This is a genomic window from Dyadobacter flavalbus, from assembly GCF_006149045.1.
GTDB classification, from domain to species: Bacteria; Bacteroidota; Bacteroidia; order Cytophagales; family Spirosomataceae; genus Dyadobacter; species Dyadobacter flavalbus.
Genome location: NZ_VBSN01000038.1, coordinates 50,577 through 72,012 on the forward strand (window position 1 = coordinate 50,577; position 21,436 = coordinate 72,012).

Annotated in this window: 18 protein-coding genes and 1 tRNA gene; 6 read left to right on the top strand and 13 right to left on the bottom strand. The window is 47.4% G+C overall.

All coding sequences use genetic code 11. The features are described from left to right. Positions 1–180: 180 nt before the first annotated feature. The 5 genes from FEM33_RS12040 to FEM33_RS12060 form a co-directional block, all read right to left on the bottom strand. Positions 181–252, bottom strand: a tRNA-Arg gene (locus FEM33_RS12040). A gap of 103 nt (positions 253–355) precedes the next feature. Continuing rightward, a complete protein-coding gene (locus FEM33_RS12045) occupies positions 356–1,030 on the bottom strand; it encodes an NUDIX hydrolase (protein ID WP_139012272.1) in 675 nt (224 codons plus the stop codon). Positions 1,031–1,047: 17 nt separating this feature from the next. After that, on the bottom strand, positions 1,048–1,731 hold the full coding sequence (locus FEM33_RS12050) for a hypothetical protein (RefSeq protein ID WP_139012273.1): 684 nt from the start codon (positions 1,729–1,731) through the stop codon (positions 1,048–1,050). A 96-nt stretch (positions 1,732–1,827) separates the two neighbouring features. Further along, entirely contained in the window at positions 1,828–3,810 is a 1,983-nt protein-coding gene (glgB, locus tag FEM33_RS12055) for a 1,4-alpha-glucan branching protein GlgB (RefSeq protein ID WP_229214248.1), read from the bottom strand. Between the two features lie 177 nt (positions 3,811–3,987). After that, positions 3,988–5,196: a dipeptidase gene (locus FEM33_RS12060; protein WP_139012275.1), complete on the bottom strand. Its 1,209-nt coding sequence runs from the start codon at positions 5,194–5,196 to the stop codon at positions 3,988–3,990. A 236-nt stretch (positions 5,197–5,432) separates the two neighbouring features. On the opposite strand from FEM33_RS12060, the gene FEM33_RS12065 reads away from it, so the two are divergent. After that, the gene (locus FEM33_RS12065) at positions 5,433–6,443 is read left to right on the top strand and encodes an alpha/beta hydrolase (RefSeq protein ID WP_139012276.1); all 1,011 of its coding nucleotides are present in this window, start codon (positions 5,433–5,435) and stop codon (positions 6,441–6,443) included. A gap of 20 nt (positions 6,444–6,463) precedes the next feature. On the opposite strand, the gene FEM33_RS12070 is transcribed toward FEM33_RS12065, so the two are convergent. The 5 genes from FEM33_RS12070 to FEM33_RS12090 form a co-directional block, all read right to left on the bottom strand. Further along, positions 6,464–8,503 (bottom strand): beta-L-arabinofuranosidase domain-containing protein, encoded by a 2,040-nt coding sequence (locus FEM33_RS12070; RefSeq protein ID WP_139012277.1) that lies wholly within the window; start codon positions 8,501–8,503, stop codon positions 6,464–6,466. A 111-nt stretch (positions 8,504–8,614) separates the two neighbouring features. Continuing rightward, complete coding sequence (locus FEM33_RS12075; RefSeq protein ID WP_139012278.1) at positions 8,615–9,562, bottom strand: glycerophosphodiester phosphodiesterase family protein; 948 nt, start codon at positions 9,560–9,562, stop codon at positions 8,615–8,617. Between the two features lie 298 nt (positions 9,563–9,860). Continuing rightward, a complete protein-coding gene (locus FEM33_RS12080) occupies positions 9,861–11,195 on the bottom strand; it encodes an APC family permease (RefSeq protein WP_139012279.1) in 1,335 nt (444 codons plus the stop codon). After that, entirely contained in the window at positions 11,192–12,247 is a 1,056-nt protein-coding gene (locus FEM33_RS12085; RefSeq protein WP_139012280.1) for a dipeptide epimerase, read from the bottom strand. The genes FEM33_RS12080 and FEM33_RS12085 overlap by 4 nt, the downstream gene beginning before the upstream one ends. Beyond that, complete coding sequence (locus FEM33_RS12090; RefSeq protein ID WP_139012281.1) at positions 12,244–13,284, bottom strand: N-acetyltransferase DgcN family protein; 1,041 nt, start codon at positions 13,282–13,284, stop codon at positions 12,244–12,246. Before FEM33_RS12090 ends, FEM33_RS12085 begins: the two co-directional genes overlap by 4 nt. A 127-nt stretch (positions 13,285–13,411) precedes the next feature. Between FEM33_RS12090 and FEM33_RS12095 the strand changes: the two genes are divergently transcribed. After that, on the top strand, positions 13,412–13,864 hold the full coding sequence (locus tag FEM33_RS12095) for an Lrp/AsnC family transcriptional regulator (RefSeq protein WP_139012282.1): 453 nt from the start codon (positions 13,412–13,414) through the stop codon (positions 13,862–13,864). A gap of 75 nt (positions 13,865–13,939) precedes the next feature. Beyond that, the gene (locus tag FEM33_RS12100; RefSeq protein WP_139012283.1) at positions 13,940–15,016 is read left to right on the top strand and encodes a serine hydrolase domain-containing protein; all 1,077 of its coding nucleotides are present in this window, start codon (positions 13,940–13,942) and stop codon (positions 15,014–15,016) included. A gap of 112 nt (positions 15,017–15,128) precedes the next feature. On the opposite strand, the gene FEM33_RS12105 is transcribed toward FEM33_RS12100, so the two are convergent. Beyond that, on the bottom strand, positions 15,129–15,368 hold the full coding sequence (locus FEM33_RS12105) for a hypothetical protein (RefSeq protein ID WP_139012284.1): 240 nt from the start codon (positions 15,366–15,368) through the stop codon (positions 15,129–15,131). A gap of 739 nt (positions 15,369–16,107) precedes the next feature. Between FEM33_RS12105 and FEM33_RS12110 the strand changes: the two genes are divergently transcribed. From FEM33_RS12110 to FEM33_RS12120, 3 genes are all read left to right on the top strand, one after another. Then, positions 16,108–16,857, top strand: coding sequence for a TIGR04290 family methyltransferase (locus FEM33_RS12110; RefSeq protein ID WP_139012285.1), 750 nt, complete (start codon positions 16,108–16,110; stop codon positions 16,855–16,857). An 11-nt stretch (positions 16,858–16,868) separates the two neighbouring features. Then, complete coding sequence (locus FEM33_RS12115) at positions 16,869–17,753, top strand: glycosyl hydrolase (protein ID WP_139012286.1); 885 nt, start codon at positions 16,869–16,871, stop codon at positions 17,751–17,753. A gap of 119 nt (positions 17,754–17,872) precedes the next feature. After that, the gene (locus FEM33_RS12120; protein ID WP_139012287.1) at positions 17,873–18,796 is read left to right on the top strand and encodes a glycosyltransferase family protein; all 924 of its coding nucleotides are present in this window, start codon (positions 17,873–17,875) and stop codon (positions 18,794–18,796) included. Between the two features lie 25 nt (positions 18,797–18,821). Here FEM33_RS12120 and FEM33_RS12125 read toward each other — a convergent pair whose 3' ends face one another. Together FEM33_RS12125 and FEM33_RS12130 are read right to left on the bottom strand one after the other, a co-directional pair. Then, positions 18,822–20,207 (bottom strand): Coenzyme F420 hydrogenase/dehydrogenase, beta subunit C-terminal domain, encoded by a 1,386-nt coding sequence (locus FEM33_RS12125; RefSeq protein ID WP_201747739.1) that lies wholly within the window; start codon positions 20,205–20,207, stop codon positions 18,822–18,824. Beyond that, positions 20,191–21,291 carry a polysaccharide pyruvyl transferase family protein gene (locus FEM33_RS12130; RefSeq protein ID WP_139012288.1) on the bottom strand — a complete coding sequence of 367 codons (1,101 nt, stop codon included), beginning with the start codon at positions 21,289–21,291 and terminating at the stop codon, positions 20,191–20,193. Before FEM33_RS12130 ends, FEM33_RS12125 begins: the two co-directional genes overlap by 17 nt. Between the last annotated feature and the right edge of the window lie 145 nt (positions 21,292–21,436).

Sequence of the window (21,436 nt, forward strand, 5' to 3'; positions counted from 1 at the left end):
GAAGTATAAGCTTATCCTTTTCATCTGTAAGCAGCCATGGATGAATAGCTTTTAGGTGGTTACACAATAAACACTTGACTAACAAAAGATTGTAACATGTTTGGCTTTTGTCAGGAAAAAAACAAAAACCCTGCAAATACTGATTCGCAGGGTTTTGTTTTCATTCGGTATGTCTTTGCGTGCACCCGACGAGATTCGAACTCATATCGTCGGTACCGGAAACCGAAATTCTATCCATTGAACTACGGGTGCTGCTTGGCTTAATGCCGGTAACGGGGTGCAAATATAGTGTCAATTTTGATTTCCAAGCATACAGAAAGATATTTGTTTATAAATTTCTGCATGTGCAATGCTTTCAGAGCTGCTTCAATAAATCCCAGTCGCCCACATCTTTCAGGTATAAGTAGTCCAGCAACAAGCCGTTGACGTTCGTGATGAGACGATGGCCTTCCGCAAAGGGCACCACAAAAGTGTTTATGAATTCATGATCGGAAATCAGCCCTTGTGTGGTGTTATGGTAGGATTTTATCTGATCCGTACTCAGTTCCAGTTCGCAGTAAAACATATACATGGCCTCGTCGCTGGTTCCCGTTGACGGATAATACGGGTTTTCATTGACTTTCACCAACGCCTCTTTTTCCACGACGATTCCGGTTTCTTCAAATACCTCGCGTGCGGCCACCGAAGCTGCGTCACTTTCACTGTCCAGCATACCGGCAGGATGCTCGTACGTCATGGAACCGTCACAAATGCGGCGCTGCTGCACAAGCAACAGGTATTTTTCCCTTGTTTCCTGATCTATAAAACACACCAGAACACTGACAACTTCCCCTTTTAAAAAACAGATCGGAGGAATTTTGTTGCCTTCGGGCGTGGTGGCATCGGTATACAGCAATGAAAACAAAACCTCACAGCTGCCGTTTCTTCTGGTGTACAGCTCGTCAATACGGTGCACATCCATACCGTTGGTTTCAAGCCTTTTTTTCCAAAGGTTATATTTATGGGATTCAACCAGATTTTCTTCTTTCATCAGATGCTATTTATTTCCTAATAACTGATCGGGAACGATAAGGCCGCATAGGGCACGCCGTATGTTGCCGAAAAACGCTTTTGTCCGTTGTCGAGCTTTACGCTGGAAGTGTAGGTGATTCTGCCGTGTACGTAGCCTGCTTTCAATCCGATGCGTTCGGTAAACCAGAAACGTACGAAGAGTTCCGACTGACCGTTCTGCTTGTCGAGTAGCAATGGCAGGGCGTTTTCCAGACTCGGCGTGCTGAATACGTATTGATTATAATATTTGGCGCCTTCCCCTTCAAACAAACTGGATTTGGTATAGAGGCCAGATCGCCTGGCTCCGAAGGCCAGTCCGAAAAGATCGGTATTTGCGCCTATATCAAATTTCCAGAGCCTGATACTGGCACCCGCGAGAAAACTGATTCCATTGGATGTAATCCTACCGAATTTCAGTGTGTCATCCGAAAACCGGCTGCTTTGCGGAACCAGATTGGTTTTGTTGGCATAATGTCCCCATGTGCGGACTCCCCAGCCAATCCGGAACCAGGGGAAATTGTTCAGACTTAATTCCTGATGGAACATGACGGACGGTACCCATGCATTATCCTTGTAGCCGGTTCCCAGGTCAATGCCTGATGTTACCCGTGAAGTACTTTGTGAGAAGCAGGAGAAAGTTGCAGCAAATATAAAAAGTATTATAAGGCGTGTATGTTTCATAAGTGTTGAGATAATGTGTTTTTCAAAGGTAAATAAAAGTGCAAAAAATAAGGCAGAGAACCTGTCTCTGCCTTGATAATTACAAAAGTTAATGATTTAACTTTTACTTTCCATGATGGCCGCTGCTGCCGGATGAATTCTTAAAATAGGATCTTTTTTAACGATCACTGCGCCAAGCGGCGGAAGGTCCAGCAGAATGGAATTGCTCTTGCCATGCCAGCGGTGGCTTTCAGCGGTAACGGCGTGATAATTTATGATTCCGCTTCCTCCGAATGCAACGGCATCCGAATTGTATATCTCTTTCCAGTTGCCTTCCGAAGTAACGCCTACGCGGTATCCTTTTCTTGGAACCTGCGTCATATTCAGGACAATGACGAGTGTATCTTCCGGATCAGCGGCTTTTCTTGCAAAAACCAGCACTGAATTTTCCCGGTCCTGCGTATCGATCCACTCAAAACCGCTGGCTGAAAAAGAATATTCATACATGGCGGGTTCCGACTTGTAAAGACGATTTAATGCTTTTACGCATTCTTTCATGCCGACATGCATTTTCTTTTCCAGCAAGTGCCAGTCCAGACTTTGCTGGAAGTTCCATTCGGAAGTCTGGGCAAATTCACCGCCCATAAATATGAGTTTGGTTCCCGGATGTGTAAACATGTAGGAAAACATCAGTCGCAGATTTGCAAATTTCTGCCATTCGTCGCCGGGCATTTTATTGATCAGCGAATGTTTGCCGTAAACGACTTCATCATGCGAGAACGGCAGCATGAAGTTTTCAGAAAAAGCGTATACGAGACTGAAAGTCAGCTGGTCCTGATGCCATTTGCGGAATGCAGGATCTTTTTCAAAATACTTGATCGTATCGTTCATCCAGCCCATCATCCATTTCATGCCAAATCCAAGTCCGCCGACATAGACGGGTCTGGACACGCCCGGAAAGGAGGTGGATTCTTCGGCTACGATTTGGATATCAGGAAATTCAGTATAGGCGGCCACGTTCATTTCCCTGAACAGCGCAATGGCTTCCAGGTTTTCACGTCCGCCGAATTCGTTGGGAATCCATTCGCCGTGATTTCTTGAATAGTCAAGATATAACATGGAAGCCACGGCATCCACGCGCAGCCCGTCGGTATGGTACCGGTCGAGCCAGAAAATGGCATTGCTGATCAGAAACGATTTTACTTCGTTGCGGCCGTAATTGAAAATATAGCTTTTCCAGTCGGGATGATACCCTTTTCTCGGGTCTTCGTGCTCGTAAAGCGCCGTGCCGTCGAAACGGAAAAGCCCGTGTGCATCGCCCGGAAAATGGGAGGGAACCCAGTCAATATACACACCGATCCCGGCCTGATGCAGCTGATCGATCAGATACATCAGCTCCTGCGGCGTTCCCATCCGCGAGGCACAGGAAAAATAACCCGTGATCTGATAACCCCAGGACGGTGGGTACGGATGTTCCATCACAGGCATGAACTCCACATGCGTAAAGCCCATTTCCTGAACGTAGGCAACAAGCTGCGGCGCTATTTCCTTGTAAGTAAGGTACCGTTCCGGTTCGGAGGGATCGCGCTGCCACGAGCCCAGGTGAACTTCGTAAACGGAAATCGGTGCATTCAGCTTGTTTTTTTCCTGACGGTTTTGCATCCAGTCATTATCCTGCCATTCGTACCAGGTATCCCAAACGATGGACGCTGTACGCGGCGCCACTTCGCACCACAATGCAAAGGGATCTGACTTTTCCTGCTGATGACCGTTTTGTGAAACGACATGATATTTGTAAACTTCACCGACGCCGATGTTGGGAATCCAGCCTTCCCAGATTCCGGAACTGTCCCATCGGGACGACAGCAAGTGACTTTCCTTGTTCCAGCCGTTGAAATTTCCCGTTACGGAGATCCGGGCAGCATTGGGCGCCCATACGGCAAAGTACGTTCCCGTTACACCCTTGACTTCCATGACATGGGAGCCAAGTTTTTCATAAAGCTTGAAATGTTTTCCCTGACGAAAGAGATGTATATCAAAATCTGTAAAACGGCTGATGGTTTCCACTGCATTCAATCCGAGGTACGGATTGTTGTTCATGTCATCTGCAGCAGAATTGTTTGTTGGTTCTGTTTTTTGCTCCCCGGTTTTCCTGGCCATTTTATTAAGGTACAATTAATGATAATGAGTATGTAAGATTACAATTTTATTAAACTATTTCTTAAAATGTATCTATTTTTTTAGTTCTCCGTTTTATAATCCGTTGAATACCCGCACTTACATGGCCCCGGCTGCTTTTTCTACGGCATCCAGAACGCGCATGATATTGCCGCCCCAGATTTTCTCAATGTCTTTGGCCGAATATCCGCGTTTCACCAGTTCTTCCGTAATTCCGCCGATCTGGCTTACATCCTTAAGACCGATTACTTCCCCGCCGCCATCCAGGTCCATACCGATGCCGACATGATCCACACTCGTCAGTTTGATCACATGTTCAATATGGTCCACAGCCTCGCTCAGCGTCGGCATGTCCGATTTGTATTTTTCATTAATGGCCTTCATTTCGTCCCGGAGCGCTTTTTTATCATCATCCGACAAATCCGTCTGACGGATTTTCAGGCGGAGTGCCTTGAGTGACATTTCATGCGGTTGGGAAGGTTTTTTCACAAAGCCCGGAACAAAATTGATCTGGATGACGCCTCCGTTTTTCGCAAGCGCCTTGATCATGTCGTCCGTCATGTTTCTTGGTACGTCGCACAGGGCGCGGCAGGAGGAGTGCGAAGCAATGACGGGTGCTTTGGTCAGTTTGATCACGTCGTAAAATGTAGAATCGGAGACATGGGAAATATCGACCATCATGCCCAGTCTGTTCATTTCCTTGACGACTTCTTCACCCAGTTTGCTCAATCCGTTGTGTTCCGGCCCGTCGCCATCCGTGGAAGAATCGCAGATGTCATTGTTGGAAGAATGTGAAAGCGTTACATAGCGGAGGCCGAGATCGTAGTACTGTTTCAGGTTGGATATGTCTTTTCCGATGGGCCAGCCATTTTCCATACCGATAAATACAGCTCTTTTGCCTTCTTTCTGCAAACGGTAGGCATCCTTGGAAGTCGTTGCAAGACCGGCCACATTCGGGTTCAGTTTTACGGCTTCGTGTATTTTATCAAAAATGGCCAGTGCCTTTTGCTTGGCTTCCAGCGTCGCCTCGTCCGAACGTTTACCCTGTCCGAGATAAACGGCGAAAAACATGCCGTCCATGCCGCCTCTGATCATGCGCGGGAAGTCGATCTGCGAACGGTCTTTTTCATAATCATGTTCCACGGCAATGTCAAAGCCGGGCTTCATCATGTTGATCGGCACATCGGCATGCGTATCGATTGTCAGTGCTTTGGCGTGTATTTTTGCCGCTTTGGGCGACAATGCATTCGGAGCCGTCTGTGCAAGTGAAAGCACGGGAAGTGATAAAAGGAGCAGAAGCTTTTTCATTTAAAATAACAGGAGATGGTGAATGAATGAAGGAATACAAGTTGATTTAAATTGAATGTTTTTTTTGGTAATATCAACTTTACCGGATTAATCCTTTCTTTACTCCAAATTGTCCGTTATATCTTGCTATTTGTTGGTCGGTAAGTCACGAACGCCACTTGCATGAAAATTTCCTCAGGTACTGGAAAACGGCGTTTTCAGTCCTATCTTTATAGCCGTTTTCAGTTCTGCATTACATGAAAAAAGGGATTCTTTTTCTGATCTTGGCCTGGCTTGTTTGTCCTGATGCAGACGCTCAGGTTACTTATTTCGGCGATATTCTTGGCAACGGTTTCAAACAGGCAACCATCGTTTTTCCGCCTGATTACGAAGGCAGCGTAACTTGTACGGTCATCAGGAAACCGGCTCCCGGGCAACAGGCAAAGTCCGTTCTGTACGTGCATGGATTCAACGATTATTTTTTTCAGGAAGAAATGGCCGATCGTTTCATTAAAGAAGGTTACAACTTTTACGCCGTTGATCTTCGGAAATATGGCCGCTCGTGGCTTGCCAACCAGAAACGGAACGATGTACGCGACCTGTCGGAGTATTTTGCAGATATTGATACGGTGCTGCATATCATGCGCAGCGAAGGTTCCGGAAAGATTTTGTTATACGGTCATTCGCTCGGCGGCCTTGTCGCGTCGTTGTATGCAGATGCGCGTTCCGGAAAGGAACTGTTTGATGCCGTTTTGCTCAACAGTCCGTATTTTGATCCGGAAATGCATTCTGTTTTAAAGAAAAAACCCGCTTCGCTGATACTGAACCGGGCTGAAAAGCATCCTGAAACAACCCTGAATTCCGGTTTGAACCCGCTTTACGGAGAAAGTCTGCACAAGGATGCATTCGGGGAATGGAGCTATAACCTCAGCTGGAAGCCGCATGAGGCGCCGCCGGTAAGTTACGGCTGGGTAAAAGCCATGTACGATGCGCAGCAGAAAGTTGCCGGAGGACTGCAGATCGGCAAACCCGTGCTGGTGCTGCATGCCGCCCGGTCGCTGGACGAGAAAAAATGGAGCGAAGCTTTTTTCACGGCAGATGCTGTCCTGAACGTATCCAAAATTGCCGGCATGGCCCGAAACATTCAGGGACAATACAGCATTCAGGCCGTGCAAGGCGGCATGCACGATCTGATTTTGTCACGCAAGGCTGTACGCGACGATGTTTATGAAACGATTTTCAGCTGGGCACGACGGAATATCAAGTAAATTTCAGATGGGTTTTTATCTTATTTCACAACCGGAAAAGCAACAATCCGAACTTTGGTAAAGCCGTAAGGAACAAGCGTGATTTTCTCGATTTCCGGGTTTACATCGCCTTTGTAAATGCCTTCCCGGTCCGTAACAGGCTGCCTGGCCAGGCCATCGACCACTTTCCAGTTCGGTATTTTTTTCGCGGAGGCGGTGATTTCAACAGGCACATGCGCCAGGTTCCAGACAAAATTGCCGGCTACGGGCTTTACATTCCTGACCGTCAGATTGGCCGCCGGATTGTTTACAATGTCCTGTATCAAACCGTAATTCCAGTCGGTTTCAGGAAAAACGCTGTAATAATCGCCTTCCACCTTGTCATTTTCCTTTTTCCATTTTTCACCGATTTTCAGTGCGTACACGAGCGGACCTCTTTCTATGGTTCTTGAATTTTTGCCCCAGTTGGAAGTCGTAACTTCCATAGGCAGCTGCAAGGTGAGTTGGTCGCCGCTTTTCCAGGTACGGTCGATCGTTACGATCTGAGCGCCTTTTTCTCTTCTCAGTTCCTTTCCGTTGATGGAAAGCACGGCTTCCCCGCACCAGTCCGGAATTCGGAGCTGCATCGGAAAAGCAACATCTTTGGGCATTGTGAAATCAAAACGGATGTTTTCTTCAAACGGGTAATTCGTTACTTCATGGATTGTCACTTCGGTTGCGCTTGCCCCGACTTTCAACTTGATTTCATTCGGGCTGTATTCAAGTGCTGCCAAGCCGTTGTCCGGCGTTGCATACCACAAATGACTGGCAAACTTGGTCCAGCTCTGGTGCATGTTGGCAAGACAACACGTGTAGCCGCTGCGCATGCCGAGCACGTTGTTCATCTGCCGGTCAAAAGGCAGGGAAAAATCAAAAACACCACGGCTGATCTGCACCTGATTGGCGATCTGAAAATATTGTTTATGGTTGTAATCATCGGTCGTCTGCGCGGGAAGTGCGTTGAAAGTCATTCTTTCCAGCGCATCCATGTACCGGATATCGCCGGTAACGGCAATAATTTCTTCGAGCGAATACATGGCTTCGGCAATCGTGCAAAGTTCCACGCCCTGCGTCGGCGCGTTGCCGTGCAAATCTTCATCACCGGAGAATATGCCCATAGGTAAGCCGTGCAGATGCATCAGATCGTTGAAACCTGTTTTCAGGTTTTTCAGGTACTTTTCATCCTTTGTCCGCTGGTAATTTACCGAAGGTGCTTTCAGGGCCATACCGACGTTTACAGCATGCCGTTGCATCCATTTGTCCTTGTTTTGCTGTGCGGCGGCATTAATTACCCAGTCGCGGTTACCAAGCCATTCGCTCCATTGAAAAGATTGTGATTCAATCAAGGAAGCCAGTTCAAGTAGCGACGGTTCTTTGGTTATGCCGTAAAGCCACTGCGCCATCATGGCATTGTCGGTTCCGCGGGACTGTGCCCATTCGGTCCATTTTCCGAGCGTACAGGTTTTCAGCGCGGCAAGCTGATACTGAAAATATTTTGACATAAACGGCACAACACGCGGATCGTTCGTGGCCTGATAATACTGTTTGATCACTTTCAGCATCACCATTTTCGGCCACCAGTCTTCTCCGGCAGCACAGTTTTCGGGTGTGATTTGAATATTCTTTTCCCGTTCATCCTTTGTCAGCGGGCCGAAATAACCGGAAGGCCGCTGGTGATCAATCGTCCAGTTGATATATTTTGACACTTTGTCTTTCAATTCCTTGTCGTCCAGCAAATAGGCGAGGGGAACGGCACCGTCCAGCCAGTAAGGCGTTTCTTCCCAGCCGTCGCCTTTACCGCCAAGCCAGCCATTGTCATTTTTGACTTTTGCATAAACTTCGTCCAGATGCCCGGTTGTGCCGTTGCGCATGGTTAACAGCTGGTCTTTAAGCCAGCCTTTGGGTTTGATGGCCGACAAGGGAACTTCTGAATAGGGCTGCGAAGCCAGCGATTGTGCATTCAGGTTTTTTGATCCGGAGAAAACCAGAGCAAAGGATAAGAGAACGGCTTTTGACAACAGGGCAAATTTTTGATCAGACATGATTGATTTTCAGGATACAGGAACGTACTTCTTTTAACAGGCCAGGCAGCCATGCAAAGAAGATGACTGGAAGTCATTTTTACTTGATGTTTCCGCTCTGAAAATAACGGATCAGTTGCTTTCGCTTTTACCAAAAAACCTGGATTTCGGGCTTTTCCTGTTGACAAGGTCTTTTACAGCTTCTGCCGTTTCTATCGGATAATCGGATTCGATGATGGAAGCGCCGTCTTTGGCAATGTTCAAGTATGCGGCTTTTCTTTCCTCTGCACTTTTCAGTTTATCGTAGGAAGATGCCGCTGAAATCATGCACATGGCGCCTTTTTGATGCAGCAGATCGTATAGTTCCTTATTTTCCGGCTTCACCTGCGGCCCGATGTACGCAATAAGCTGTGAAAAAGGAACGCCGGCTTTTACATAATCATCATATTCTTTCCGGTTTCTGATAAATGCCGAAAACATGCTTTTTTTGTTATTTTTCAGATAATAAAGAGCCTGCTCCGGATTGTGGACTGTCAGCATGACAAAAGCATCCGCATGGTGCTTGCGGATAATGGCTGCTGTCATTTCCAGCGGTACATCTTTATGGTCGAGGTTCAGGACGGTTTTGCCACGTGCCCATTCAATGACTTCGGATAAAGTGGGAATGGAATAATCGGTAACATTTCCTTCGGCGTCTTTTAGGCGGAATTTCAGCAGTTCAGCATACGTGTAATCCGAAACCTTGCCGGTTCCGGTCGTTGTACGTTCCAGCGTGGCATCGTGCATAAGCACAATCACGCTGTCTTTGGTCAGTCGCGGATCTATCTCAAAAAATGCCGGTGTATATTTCAGCGTATTTTCAAAAGTAGCCACCGAGTTTTCCGGAAATCCTTTGACCATTCCGCCGCGATGGCCTGCAATGATCAGGATGTCGTTACCTGTAAATTCAAAAAAGTGGTGAAGATCCGTGGCATTGTTTATTTTCAAAACGTTAAGTCCACCCTGTGCAAAAGCGGAATGCAGGCCAACGAAATACAGGTTTAAAACAAAAGCAAGTTTAAAGATCAGGTTCTTTTTCATAAAGCATCAGGTTTGAAGGCCGGTTTGCAAAGGCATGGAACCGGAAATGGCAAGATTTTAAAATGCAATGATGCGGAATATTTGCAATTTGTTAATCGTTTCTGAGGGAATTTAATACAATGACAACATAGCGAGGTGTGGAAAGCTTTTGGCTGTTAGCTTTTAGCCGTTAGGTTTTAGTACCGAGCCATTAAGTTTTAGTCCTAAGCCTTTGGTTTTTTCATGTTGCCAATAGTTTGTTGTTAAAGAACAAAAGCTAAGAGCCAATAGCTAATAGCCAAAAGCCAACAGCCAACAGCTACTCAATTTCCCGCTTCCGGTTGTAATAATAATATACCGGAATTCCCGAGCAGATAAGGAGAAGCCCTGTTAACGTCTGCATCGGCTGATTGATGGTACTGACGATCACAAGTACAAAACAGAAAGTGGAAAAAACAGCCGGGATCCATAGCGGAACCTTGTACGGACGAGGCATTTTGTTTTTACGGAACAGAATGACGCCGAAAGCAGCGGCACCGTAAAACAGAAAGGAAGCAAACACCAGCAGATCCGTCAGCACATCAAAGCTTCCCGACCATACGAGCACAATGGACCAGATGGCCTGCATAAGGATCGAAAAAGAAGGCGTATGATAAACCGGGTGAATTTCAGCAGCTTTCCGGATAAACAAGCCGTCTCTTGCCATGGCAAAAAATATCCTTGCAGAAAGAAGTATGGTTCCGTTGGTGCAGTTGAACGTGGTAAGTACAATCAGTACGGACAACAAAATGGCGCCGTAACTGCCGCCCAGAACACGCGCAGCCTCAACGGCTGCAATCTGGCCCGGACCCAGGCTTTCTATCCGGCCGACCGGCAGCACATACAGGTAAACGGCATTGATCATCAGATAAAGAAGAACAACGATGAGCGTTCCGGCGCCCAGCGCCAGCGGCAGGTTGCGCTGCGGGTTTTTGACTTCTTCGCCTGCAAAACCGATGTTGTTCCAGCCTTCATAACCCCAGAAAGCGCTTAACGAAGCGGCAAACATGGCGGCAAATAATTTCCAGCCGGTCGGGACCTGCGTGTTGGTCGCTGTAAAGTGTGCGAAATTCCCTTTTCCGGATGTTAACGCAAGTACCACAAAAGCCAGAATGGACAACACAATGCCTGCAATAAAATAAGTGCTCAGTTTCTCGCCGAAATGTACGCCGCGGTGATTTACATAGCTCAGGAAAAGGATCAGCAACGAAGCAATGATCTGGATGCTGGCGTTTCCAAGCATATGCAGGCCCGGAATAATTTCATGAATGGATTCTGAAAAAACGTGGGCAAGTGCCGCAATCGTGGCCGTTTTCATGACTGCAAAACTTCCCCAGCCGTACAGAAAAGAGAAAAACTTGCCGTATATCTTACGAAAGTAAATGTATTCGCCCCCGGAACCCGGCATCATGGAGGCCAGTTCGGCATTACTCATGGCACCCATCAGGCTCAGCGCACCGGCGAGCGCCCAGCAAAGCAGCACGAGCGACGGAGAATGCAGTTCAGCTGTCATCGGCGCTACTTTTTTGTAAATCCCGGAACCGACAATGGCGCTGACAACCAGAAATATGGCCGAAACCGGATTTATGGATGGTTTTAAGGAATTGCTGCTCATGAAATGCCCGGTCTGGAAAGAATGGAAAGGGAACCGTCTTCCAGGATGAAACCGCTGTGATCGCTGTCTTCCAGCAGATCAAAACTGCCGTCCAGATCAAGGTAACGGGTGTGGGCACAGGCAAATGCGGCATGAAGGGCTGCGGAAATACTGATGCTGCTTTCGTCATTGCAGCCCCAGAAAAGCGCAATGTCGGCTTGCCGGGCAATGCTTTCTATTTCAAAAGCGGCCGTTATGCCGCCGCATTTCATGAGTTTGATGTTGAAAATTCCGAAAAGCCCGGCCTGCGCAAGCTGCAAGGCTGTTCTCGCATCTTTCAACGATTCATCCGCTGCCAGTTTTTTTCTGATTGGCTCGGGAAACTGCATCAGTTCCATGTTCATGCGCGGATGAAACGGCTGCTCGGTGAGTTCAAGCGGCAGGAATGAAGTTTTATCCAGGAAATAACGGAGGTTTTCTGCGGTGTAGCCTTCATTGGCATCCACCCGGATGGTAAAGTAATCACCAAATGTCTCGAACAAACGGATGATCCGCTCCGCATCTTCTTCGGCATCAATGCCTGTTTTTACTTTCAATACCTTAAAACCCTGCGATTTGTATTCCTGTGCTTCCTGCAATGTGGCCGCAACGTCTTTGATGCCGATTGTAACTGAAGTAAGCATTTTGCTGTGATGGCGGCCGTAGAAATCGACAATCGGCAACCCGATCCATTTTCCGAAAGCATCGTGCAGTGCTATATCAATGGCTGCCATGGTTGCCGGAAACTGCGGATATAATTTTCTGAAATGGCTAATGAGCGCATGAAATTCCCGGATATCTTTTCCGGCAAGTCCGCTTTGCACCTCGTCCGAATGGAGGTTAGCGAGCGTCTGCAGATGGGTTTCGCCGATCACTTCCGGATCAGGATTGGCAGCGCCTTTACCGCAGATACCGTTGGAAAGATGTATTTCCAGAAATATGATTTCAGCCGTGTGGATTGTTTCGCGCGCAATGGTATACGGTTTTTTTAAAGGAATCGACTTTGGGTAGGCGCGTACTGTTTTGATGTTCATTTCAGAAGGGATTTCAGAGCCGGAATCATGCGGTCGCAGCCTTCCTGAATGGGCAGCAGAACCGGAATGCCAAATTTTTCTTCATAAGCGTTGCGGTAGCTTTCCATTTCATCGGTTGTACAGTCTTCGGTGTTCAGTGCAAGTGCAATGACTTTTGAGCCGTATAATCCGATCAGTTCCATTTCGGTTTCCAGCGACGGGATTTTGCCAAAATGCGGTTCCTTGTCAAAAAATTCTCTTTTGGGCGAATGCACCAAAATGACATGCCTTGCACAACCCGACAGCAGAAATTCCGCCCCGCACGGGCCGCTCGGGTTCCGCAATGCGGACTGGCCTTCTATAAAAATGATTTGAGGAGAAGTTTCTGCATGGCACGTGAGAATGGCGTGTTCCAGCTCGCCGGAAACAAAATCGTTCAGCGTGGAATCAAAGATGAAACCGTATTTGCCGCCCTGAAGCCAGCCCGTCTGGCCGGTATAGATCATCTGCGTATCCAGTCCGGCATCCGAACAGGATTTCATGAGCAATCTGGTCGTCGTACGTTTTCCAAGTGCGCAGTCGGTTCCCATAATGGCCACTACGGGTGTTTTCAAATGCAGGATTTCGCCCGTCCAGAAATGCAGATCCGCAAATTTTCTTGGTTTACGGATATCGGTTAGCTGTACATGGTGCAGTCTGGCAAGTTCTGAAATATCCGGCCGCTCGGAAAGGTAATCATGCAGTCCGTTGACAATGGACAGTCCGTTTTCAATGGCCGTTTTTACCATTTGCAGCATAAAATCCGGAAATCGTCCGCCCGTCGTAGCTACACCAATGATGCAATATTGGGCGCCGGTGAGCAAGGCATCTTCAACGCTGGGGAATACAGGAATGTTCCGGTGCTTTCCGTCGAGCACTATTCCCGCATCCATGCCGGCATGCTTGGTGTCAATGACGCCGGTTATTAGAAAACGCTCGCTTTCGCGGATCAGTCCGTGTGCGGTTTTTGCATCTGCCGTAGCAAGCAGGCCGGCAGTAAGTATAATGGCTTTGTCCATTTACAAAATTGATTAACTGATCCAAAATTAGATTAAAATGCTGCAAATCATAGAATATTGGTAATAATATTCCTAAATTGCTGTAAATGGCAGAATATGTTGCCTTTTAACCATACTCAACAGGAATATGACAGACGAACCCGATAAGAAAATTCTGAACCTGCTTCAGAAAAATGCCAAGCTCACGATCAAGGAACTGGCCGAAACGCTGGAAATGAGTACAACGCCCGTTTTTGAACGGATCAAGCGGATGGAAAGGGAAGGCGTGATAAAAGGTTATGTGGCATTGGTGGATCAGGAAAAGGTAGGGCGCGGACAAACCGTTTTTGTCAACATCCGCATGCCGGTTTACACAGCCGAAAACATCGCCGGTTTTGAAGAACACATCCGGGAAATGCCGCAGGTGCTCGAATGCTATCATCTTGCCGGCCCGATTGATTATCAGCTGAAAGTCATCGTGGAAAACATCAAGGAATACGACCGGCTGCTGCTGGAAATTTCCAAGATCAGAAATGTCAATATAGAAAGCAGCGTCATTGTGCTTCATGACGTAAAACAGCAAACCGCCATCACCCTGTAAAACATGAACTTTTTATCTTTTCTGAAAATGACTGAATCTCCTTTTTGCATTTCTGTTTTCAAATGCCTGTCGATTATGATTTTTACATCTGCTTTTCTGGGCGCCTGTAAAAGCAGCAGGCCGAATGCTGCCCGTAACCGGGAAGTGGAGCTGGATAAAATACTGGCGGACGTTCCTGATTTCAGCGGTGTGCTGCTGGTGGCCGACAAAGGCAAAATCCTTTATCACAAGGCAAAAGGATTCAAGAATTTTGAAACCCGGGAGCCGCTTGAAACTTCCGATATCTTTGAACTGGCCTCGCTTTCGAAACAATTTACGGCCATGACGATCATGCAGCTGAAAGATGCCGGCAAGCTGTCTTTTGACGATCCCATTGAACAGTACATTCCCGGTCTGCCTTATTCCGGCATTACCATCCGGCATTTGCTGACGCATACTTCCGGTTTGCCCGATTATCAGGAAATCATGGATCAGCATTGGGATAAATCAAAGATCGCCGGCAATGCGGATAACATTGCTTACCTGATTCAGTACCGTCCGCCGGTGCTTTTTGAGGCAGGCACCCGGTACCTTTACAGCAATACGGGTTACATGCTGCTTGCGAGTATAACGGAAAAAGTTTCCGGTCAGGATTTTATTGAGTATTGTAAAGCAAAGCTGTTTGTGCCGGCGGCTATGAAACAGACGGCGATCCGTACCAATGCGGAAAAGCAACAGTTGCCGAATCTGGCAAAAGGGCATCTTTATGTCAGCGAACATCAGCGTTACGTTGCGGCTGATTCTTTTCCGCAGTTCAATTACGCCATCTGGCTTGGTAACCGCAAAGGTCCGGGACGTGTAAGTTCCACTTCCGCGGACCTGCTGAAATGGGACCGCATGCTTTACACCGGTAAAATGGTAAAGCCGGAAACATTGAAAGAAGCTTTTACGCCAGCGCGATTGAAAAACGATTCAACTTCCAGTTACGGATTTGGCTGGAAAATCAGGGAAGATCAAATCAAGGGTAAAGTCGTATGGCACGACGGCGACAATCCGGGTTATGCAACATATTTCGTTCGTTACATTGATGCAGACAAAACCATTATCCTGCTTTGCAATAATGCGCACGTAAAATTGCCGGACATGCTTGCGCGTGTGGAAAGTCTGTTGTGAAATGTTACTGGTAAAATGTGAAAAGTTGATATTGAAAAGTTTTTTGGGCCGCCACTGGTTAGCGGGCTTTTGCAGTGGCAGCCTTGTTTTGCCAGCCGGGAAATGAAAGTTGTTACAGGAATACGTACCATACAAAGGCCATCAGCACGATCCAGAGCAGCGCAACCGTTCCCCAGAATTTGGTCGTGAATTTTTGTGTCGGATGGTTTTTGGGATGATAATCCGGCCTGCTGGCGGATGCTTCCTCGTAAATTTTATCCAGCCTCATTCTTTCAAACATGCTGACATTTCCGTAATGCGGCTTGATATAACCTCTTTCGCCAGCACGCCTCACTTCGTTTTCTTTAAACATATCTTTAAAAATTTTAGGTTGATAAATTATGTTAAATGCTAATTGATAAGCCATATGCTGATTCTGAAACCGGAAATACGGATGAAATTACAGCTGCGCGCCACTCAGCGGTTGAGGCGAGTAAATGGGGCGGGCTGCAATAAAAGTGCGAAATGCAAGTATCCGGATTCTGCTGTTGAACTGCTGTATAATTGATTTAAAACAAATGCATGAATTGTTGTAAATGAATCAGTAAGTTGGTTCCGAAAAGAGAAAAGTGAGTTGCCTTCTGTTGCGTACAGGCATTTTAGGTCACGGCTGGCTGGCCATTTGCTGTGTGCATTCATAACGTTGAGTTTACCTGTTAAATTTAACTGTTTTGATGCAAATTATCAATCGGTCAATTATCATTTTTTTAATAGAAATTCCGGCCATATTCAAACTGTGTGTTCCGGGTTTTTCTTGCGCCGCCTTACTAAAAAAGTACGCCACAGCAACTGCAAATAACTTTTGTCATAAATATTTTAATTTCAGTCGGGATCACGACCATTTCAGACGGATAACCCCTGCTTTTGCCGGATCTGCATGCTTTTAAAATAAGAAGTGAAGAAAACCAAATCACCGGACCGGGTATAAAATGCCTTGAAATGCCTTGCCGCTAATGTGTACTGGCATGTATTTTATTGAAAGTATTCCGTCAGTTTACATTATACGTACGGGATCAGGATTTTTATTATTAACCAAACCTTCATTTAAACGAATGACAAAAGAACAAATACAGGAAGATGTCCGTAAACTCGGAAAGTGGTTTCATAATATCGATCTGAATGGTGTAAAAACGGCACCGGATCATTTTCTTGGTGATTATCCCAATTTCAAATACAAAAACTTCGCACACGCCATTCCTGAAAACCTCGAAGGAAAAACCGTACTCGACATCGGATGCAATGCGGGATTTTATTCCATTGAAATGAAAAAGCGCGGGGCCGAACGGGTTCTGGGCATTGATTCGGACGAAAAATACCTTGCACAGGCGCGCTATGCAGCTTCTACGCTGGGTTTTGACATCGAATTCAGGAATATGTCCGTCTATGAAGTCGGCAGCCTGGGTGAAAAGTTCGACGTGGTGATTTTCATGGGTGTGCTTTATCATCTTCGTCACCCGCTTCTTGCGCTTGATCTTTTGTATGAAAATGTAGTGAAAGACATGCTGATATTTCAATCCATGCAGCGCGGGAGCAATGAAGTTGAACCCGTTAAGCCGGACTATAACTTTCAGGAAACTGACATTTTCAGCAATCCGAATTTTCCGCAGATGTACTTCATCGAGCACCGTTATTCGCAGGACCCGACCAACTGGTGGATACCCAACCGGGCCGGAGCTGAAGCCATGCTGCGCAGTGCAGGCTTTGAAATCACCATGCATCCGGAACCGGAAGTTTACATTTGCCGTCGCGGCGAACTTACAGACAATCAGGATCGTGCCGTTTATCCAGTTAAAAAAAACTAGTAAAATAATATATGATAGAAGCAGTAAAATTCTGGAACGAGCCGAACAACAAGTCACATTGGGATTTTGAAATTGATAAAGACTGGGTAATTTTTTCAGAAATGGTAAAAACGGCGGCTCAGGCCGTCAGAGCTGAAAATCCGGGGATTACAAGGGTACTCGGCGGCATTTCCCCGATTGATCCGCTGTTCATTACAAAGCTGGAAAGCCGCGGTGCATTGGCCGATATTGATGCCGTTGCCGTACACGGTTTTCCGCTCGACTGGAACCACTGGCAAATTAATCACTGGCCGGATAAAATTGCAGAAATAGAAGCAGTTACCAACCTGCCGATCTGGGTTACGGAAGTTGGTATTTCCACTTTCGGCGCGGAAGAAGTACAGGAATTCGGCCTGCGCCGTACTGCTGAGCTGCTTTCGGGAAGGGTTCAGCGCGTGCACTGGTACAGCCTTTACGATTTGCCGAAAGCATGGGAAGCCACAACCCGGCACCGTGAAGCCGAAGGTTCTTCGTATTACCGCCATTTCTATATGGGATTACTGCGTGAGGACGGGTCTCCGAAACTCGCTCTCAAGCATTTTTCTGACTTTACACCGGAATTCGGCATTTGCCAGTGGTTTCATTTTGAAGATGAAAGGTTGGAGCCAGCCATTCAGTGGTTAAGAAAACTGGGTGTCAAAAAGCTGCGTACGGGTTTAAGCTGGGCCGATTACCTTCGTCCGAACGCGCACCAGTGGTTTGACCATATGATGAAATCGCTTGAAGAATTTGACCTGACGGTGACCTTCTGTTTTACACCGGAAGCGAAAGGAATTCAGCCGCATCATACCAGCCCGCCGCAAAACATTTCAGAGTTCGCGGACTTCTGCGTGGAAATGATGCGCAGATATGCCTAAGCATTGCATTTGTATGGCTTGGATTGTAAAAGATCTGAGCCATCCTTATTTAAAGTTACAATCATACGTTTACTTCTTGTCGGCAGCGGATTTCTTGCAGCTGAATAATCACTTTTTAAATGAGTACCGTAACTGAAAAAGAACCGGCGGATTTGTGGATGCAGCATATGCGTAACGGCGAATTGGAAGAAGTATGGAAGCTGAGCGACCGTGCCGTGGAAGAGCGTGCCGGAAAGCCATGCTGGCACTGGCCGAGGCACTTGCAATACATCTGGGACGGAACGCCGCTCGCGGGCAAACGGGTTCTGGTCCGCTGCTATCACGGCCTTGGCGATACCATCCAATTCATACGTTACATCCCTTTGCTGAAAGAAATTGCCGGTGAGGTTATCGTCTGGGCGCAGGCTCCGTTGCTTCCGCTGCTGAAAACCGTTCCGGGCATTGATCAGCTGTTACCGTTGCACGACAGCAGCCCGGATGCAGAATATGACGTGGATGTGGAAATTATGGAACTGCCACATGTATTCCGGACAACGCTTGAAACGCTGCCTGCGCAGGTGCCGTATTTGCATGCTGATCCAATTTCACTATCCGGTAATTCAGGGAATTTGAAAGTTGGCCTGGTCTGGCGGGCAGGCGACTGGGATGCAAGGCGAAGCGTTCCATTTGATGAACTGATTCCTTTGTTTGGAATTGAAAAAACGGATATTTACATTCTTCAGGCGGGTGCCGAATCAGCTGGCTGGAAACCCGGCTACGGTATTCATCCCGGCGAATTTGATGTGAATACTTATGCGGGTGTTATCAAAAATCTCGATCTGATGATTTCGGTTGATTCCATGCCTGTACATCTGGCCGGCGCTCTGGGCGTTCCCGTCTGGAACCTGCTTCATGCCGATGCGGACTGGCGCTGGATGAAGCATCCGAACGAAAGTGTATGGTACCCGACCATGCGGCTGTTCCGTCAGGAAAAAGCCGGCGAGTGGAAATCCGTAATAGATCGTGTTGCTGCAGAACTTGAAGAGCGGAGCAGCAGTCATTGATGAAAATGGCACTGCTCCGCTTTTGTTAACCTTTTAATTGGATATAGCGTTTTTTTATTTCGCTAAATTTGCCCTGATGGTATGCAAGTCCGTGGTAAACAGCTGCAACAGTCCGTGCCCAGTTCAGATAAACCGATGGTTTTTTTACCTTGCGTGCATAGCTGAAAATCCGGTTGCTCCATAAGGAAATATAATAGCGCGTCCGGTAAATCAGCTTGCGCTGCGGGGTAGGGGATTGCGAGTCCGGAGCCACACGCTTTTTCGTTTTGGAACGTCCCGAAGCCCATGTAAGCCGGTATGCCAGCCCTTCACGGCGCTGACGAAAGCCCGCAGCCTGCGTCTGTGCTACAAATTCACCGCTGACCGATTCCAGCTGAAGGCGTTTTTCAGCAATGGCCTGCTGTATCATTTCTTCGATAGCCAAAGAGCGTACAACGGCGACATTCGTTCCTCTTCCGTCGGATGAATAAGGTTCTACCCAGGCATCGCCAAAGGAGATATCAGCGGTTTCGGCAACAACGTCATCGCAGAAATTACACGCATGGTTCATAAAAAATCCTGCACCCCAGTCTCCATCCGCAAGATGCCACCAATCCTTGTTTACTACGCGCCCGTCACGCAGGGTAAGCATGGCATTGTACAGGTTTGCCGGGCGGTCGGGATGCTTGTACCGGTAATCCACACGCTCGATTTCAGCGGACGGCACATCCATTTGCCAGGCAAAACTTTCGACGAACCGGGCGCTTTTCATATGTCCGCAGAAAAGTCCCAGCGTAAAAGGAATACGTTCACGGATAAGCGGATCTTCACGCCGCAGCAAATGGATTGCTTTTATAAAGCAGGGAATTCCGACGACAGCATACCGGCCCGGCGTCTTGCGGATCAGGTCCAGAACACCGGAAAGTTCTATGGGATAATACCTTGACTTGGCACCTGCTAGGATTTCAGTCTCGCTTCTGGAAATGGTATAATGAAAGTAACGGTTGTTGGTTTGCGGGTCGTTTTCGGCCACAACATGTGCCACGCCATCGATCAGTCCTTTGCGCATCAGCTCTGCCGCAACCCAGCTCACCATGCCGCCGGAACTTCCGAGTGTCCGGAAGTTATTTTCAGCCACATGGCCTACATACGCATTCTGGAAACGGCCCAGTTCGGCGCTTTTTTGTGCTGTATCCGCATAACGTTCAGCGGCAATTTCATTTTCGTTTGCAGCGCCATAGGAAAACGGGCACGTCCGCGTAAATGTTTCGGAACGTCGCTGGTACCAGTCTTTCGGACCATTCGGCTTCAACTGGCCAAGTGCGTCAAACTGCATTTTTACTTTCTCCGAAGTTTCCTGCGCTGCGCAGCTGCCACATCCTATACACAAACCTGAACTGACAATATCCTCAGGACTAAGCAACTGATTCATTCTTTAACTGTTTGATTTTGAGTGCTTCATCAAGGTATCTGTTTGATGAAATGCGAAGGCGTTTTATGGTTTGGGAAATGACCGGACTCAAAGGCTGGCTTAACAGATTGTTAACGACTGCTGCCGGGATTTCGTCACTGATCAGATGTTGTTCACCGCCCAGCTTGGACATAAGGCCCTGAACCTTGAAGCTTCTGTATGAAGAAGATTCACAGACAAACGGTTTTTCATTCCGGATTGCGAACACGCAGCCGTGAAAAAAGTTGGTGGCAACGGCTTCCGAGCGTGCTATAAATTGTGCAAAATCATGCGGGTCAGCATTGATCCATTGTTCATCCGCCCAGTCGTTGCGGTAACCGATGCTTACCAGCGGAAGTTTTCTGCTGTCCGCATACTGCCTGATTTTACGGATAAAAGATACGGTGAAATTGTGGCCATACAATGCGATATATGGGTTTTCCCAGTATTTGCTTTCGCGTTCGTCGGGATTTATTTTAAACTGCAGGCAAGGGTCCAGAACGATCTCGGGTTCCATGCCGATGGCGTTTTTCACAATGGTCCACGAGTTTTCATCTCGCACCGAAATGCTGTCAAAATTCCGAAGCCGTTCAGCCCAGCTTTCTTCCAGGCCGTATGAAGCCGGGTAATTTCCATAGCTTGCCGCGTAGGATATAAGTTGCTGTGTACGAAGGCCGTCTCCGTAAAATAGCGGATTTCCGCCAAACCACGGATGATACAGATTCCAGACTTCATCGCTGCCGACGACTACAATGTCATAATTTTCCATGTCCTCCGGCTTGTCAATGTCAAACCTTTTGGAAAGCGGCAATGACTCAAAAAGCGCGAAAAACTTTTCGATTTTTTCACGGTACACCGGATGGTCTGTTTCCGGAACATGCGTAGGCAGCACGGGTTGCATGGCACATTTCCATTCCGCCAGGTTTATTCTTCTTGAATCATGATCGATAATGGAGGCATGGTGTCCGCGCGCCTGAATCCCTTCGGCAAGGCAGCGTGCCTGCCAGTAACTTCCATAATTGATGCAGCGGTGAAAGGTAAGCACCCCGACTTTTAATACATCCATTCCTTTATTCTCAGATTTAAATTGCATAGGTATAGTTCCTGCCGGGCCTTGGCCGGCCTTATGGTATATAATCAGTTCCTGAAAGCCGAAATGAGTTCATCAGGCCATTCGGGCACAACGTTTACAGCAGAAAGCGGCATGATTA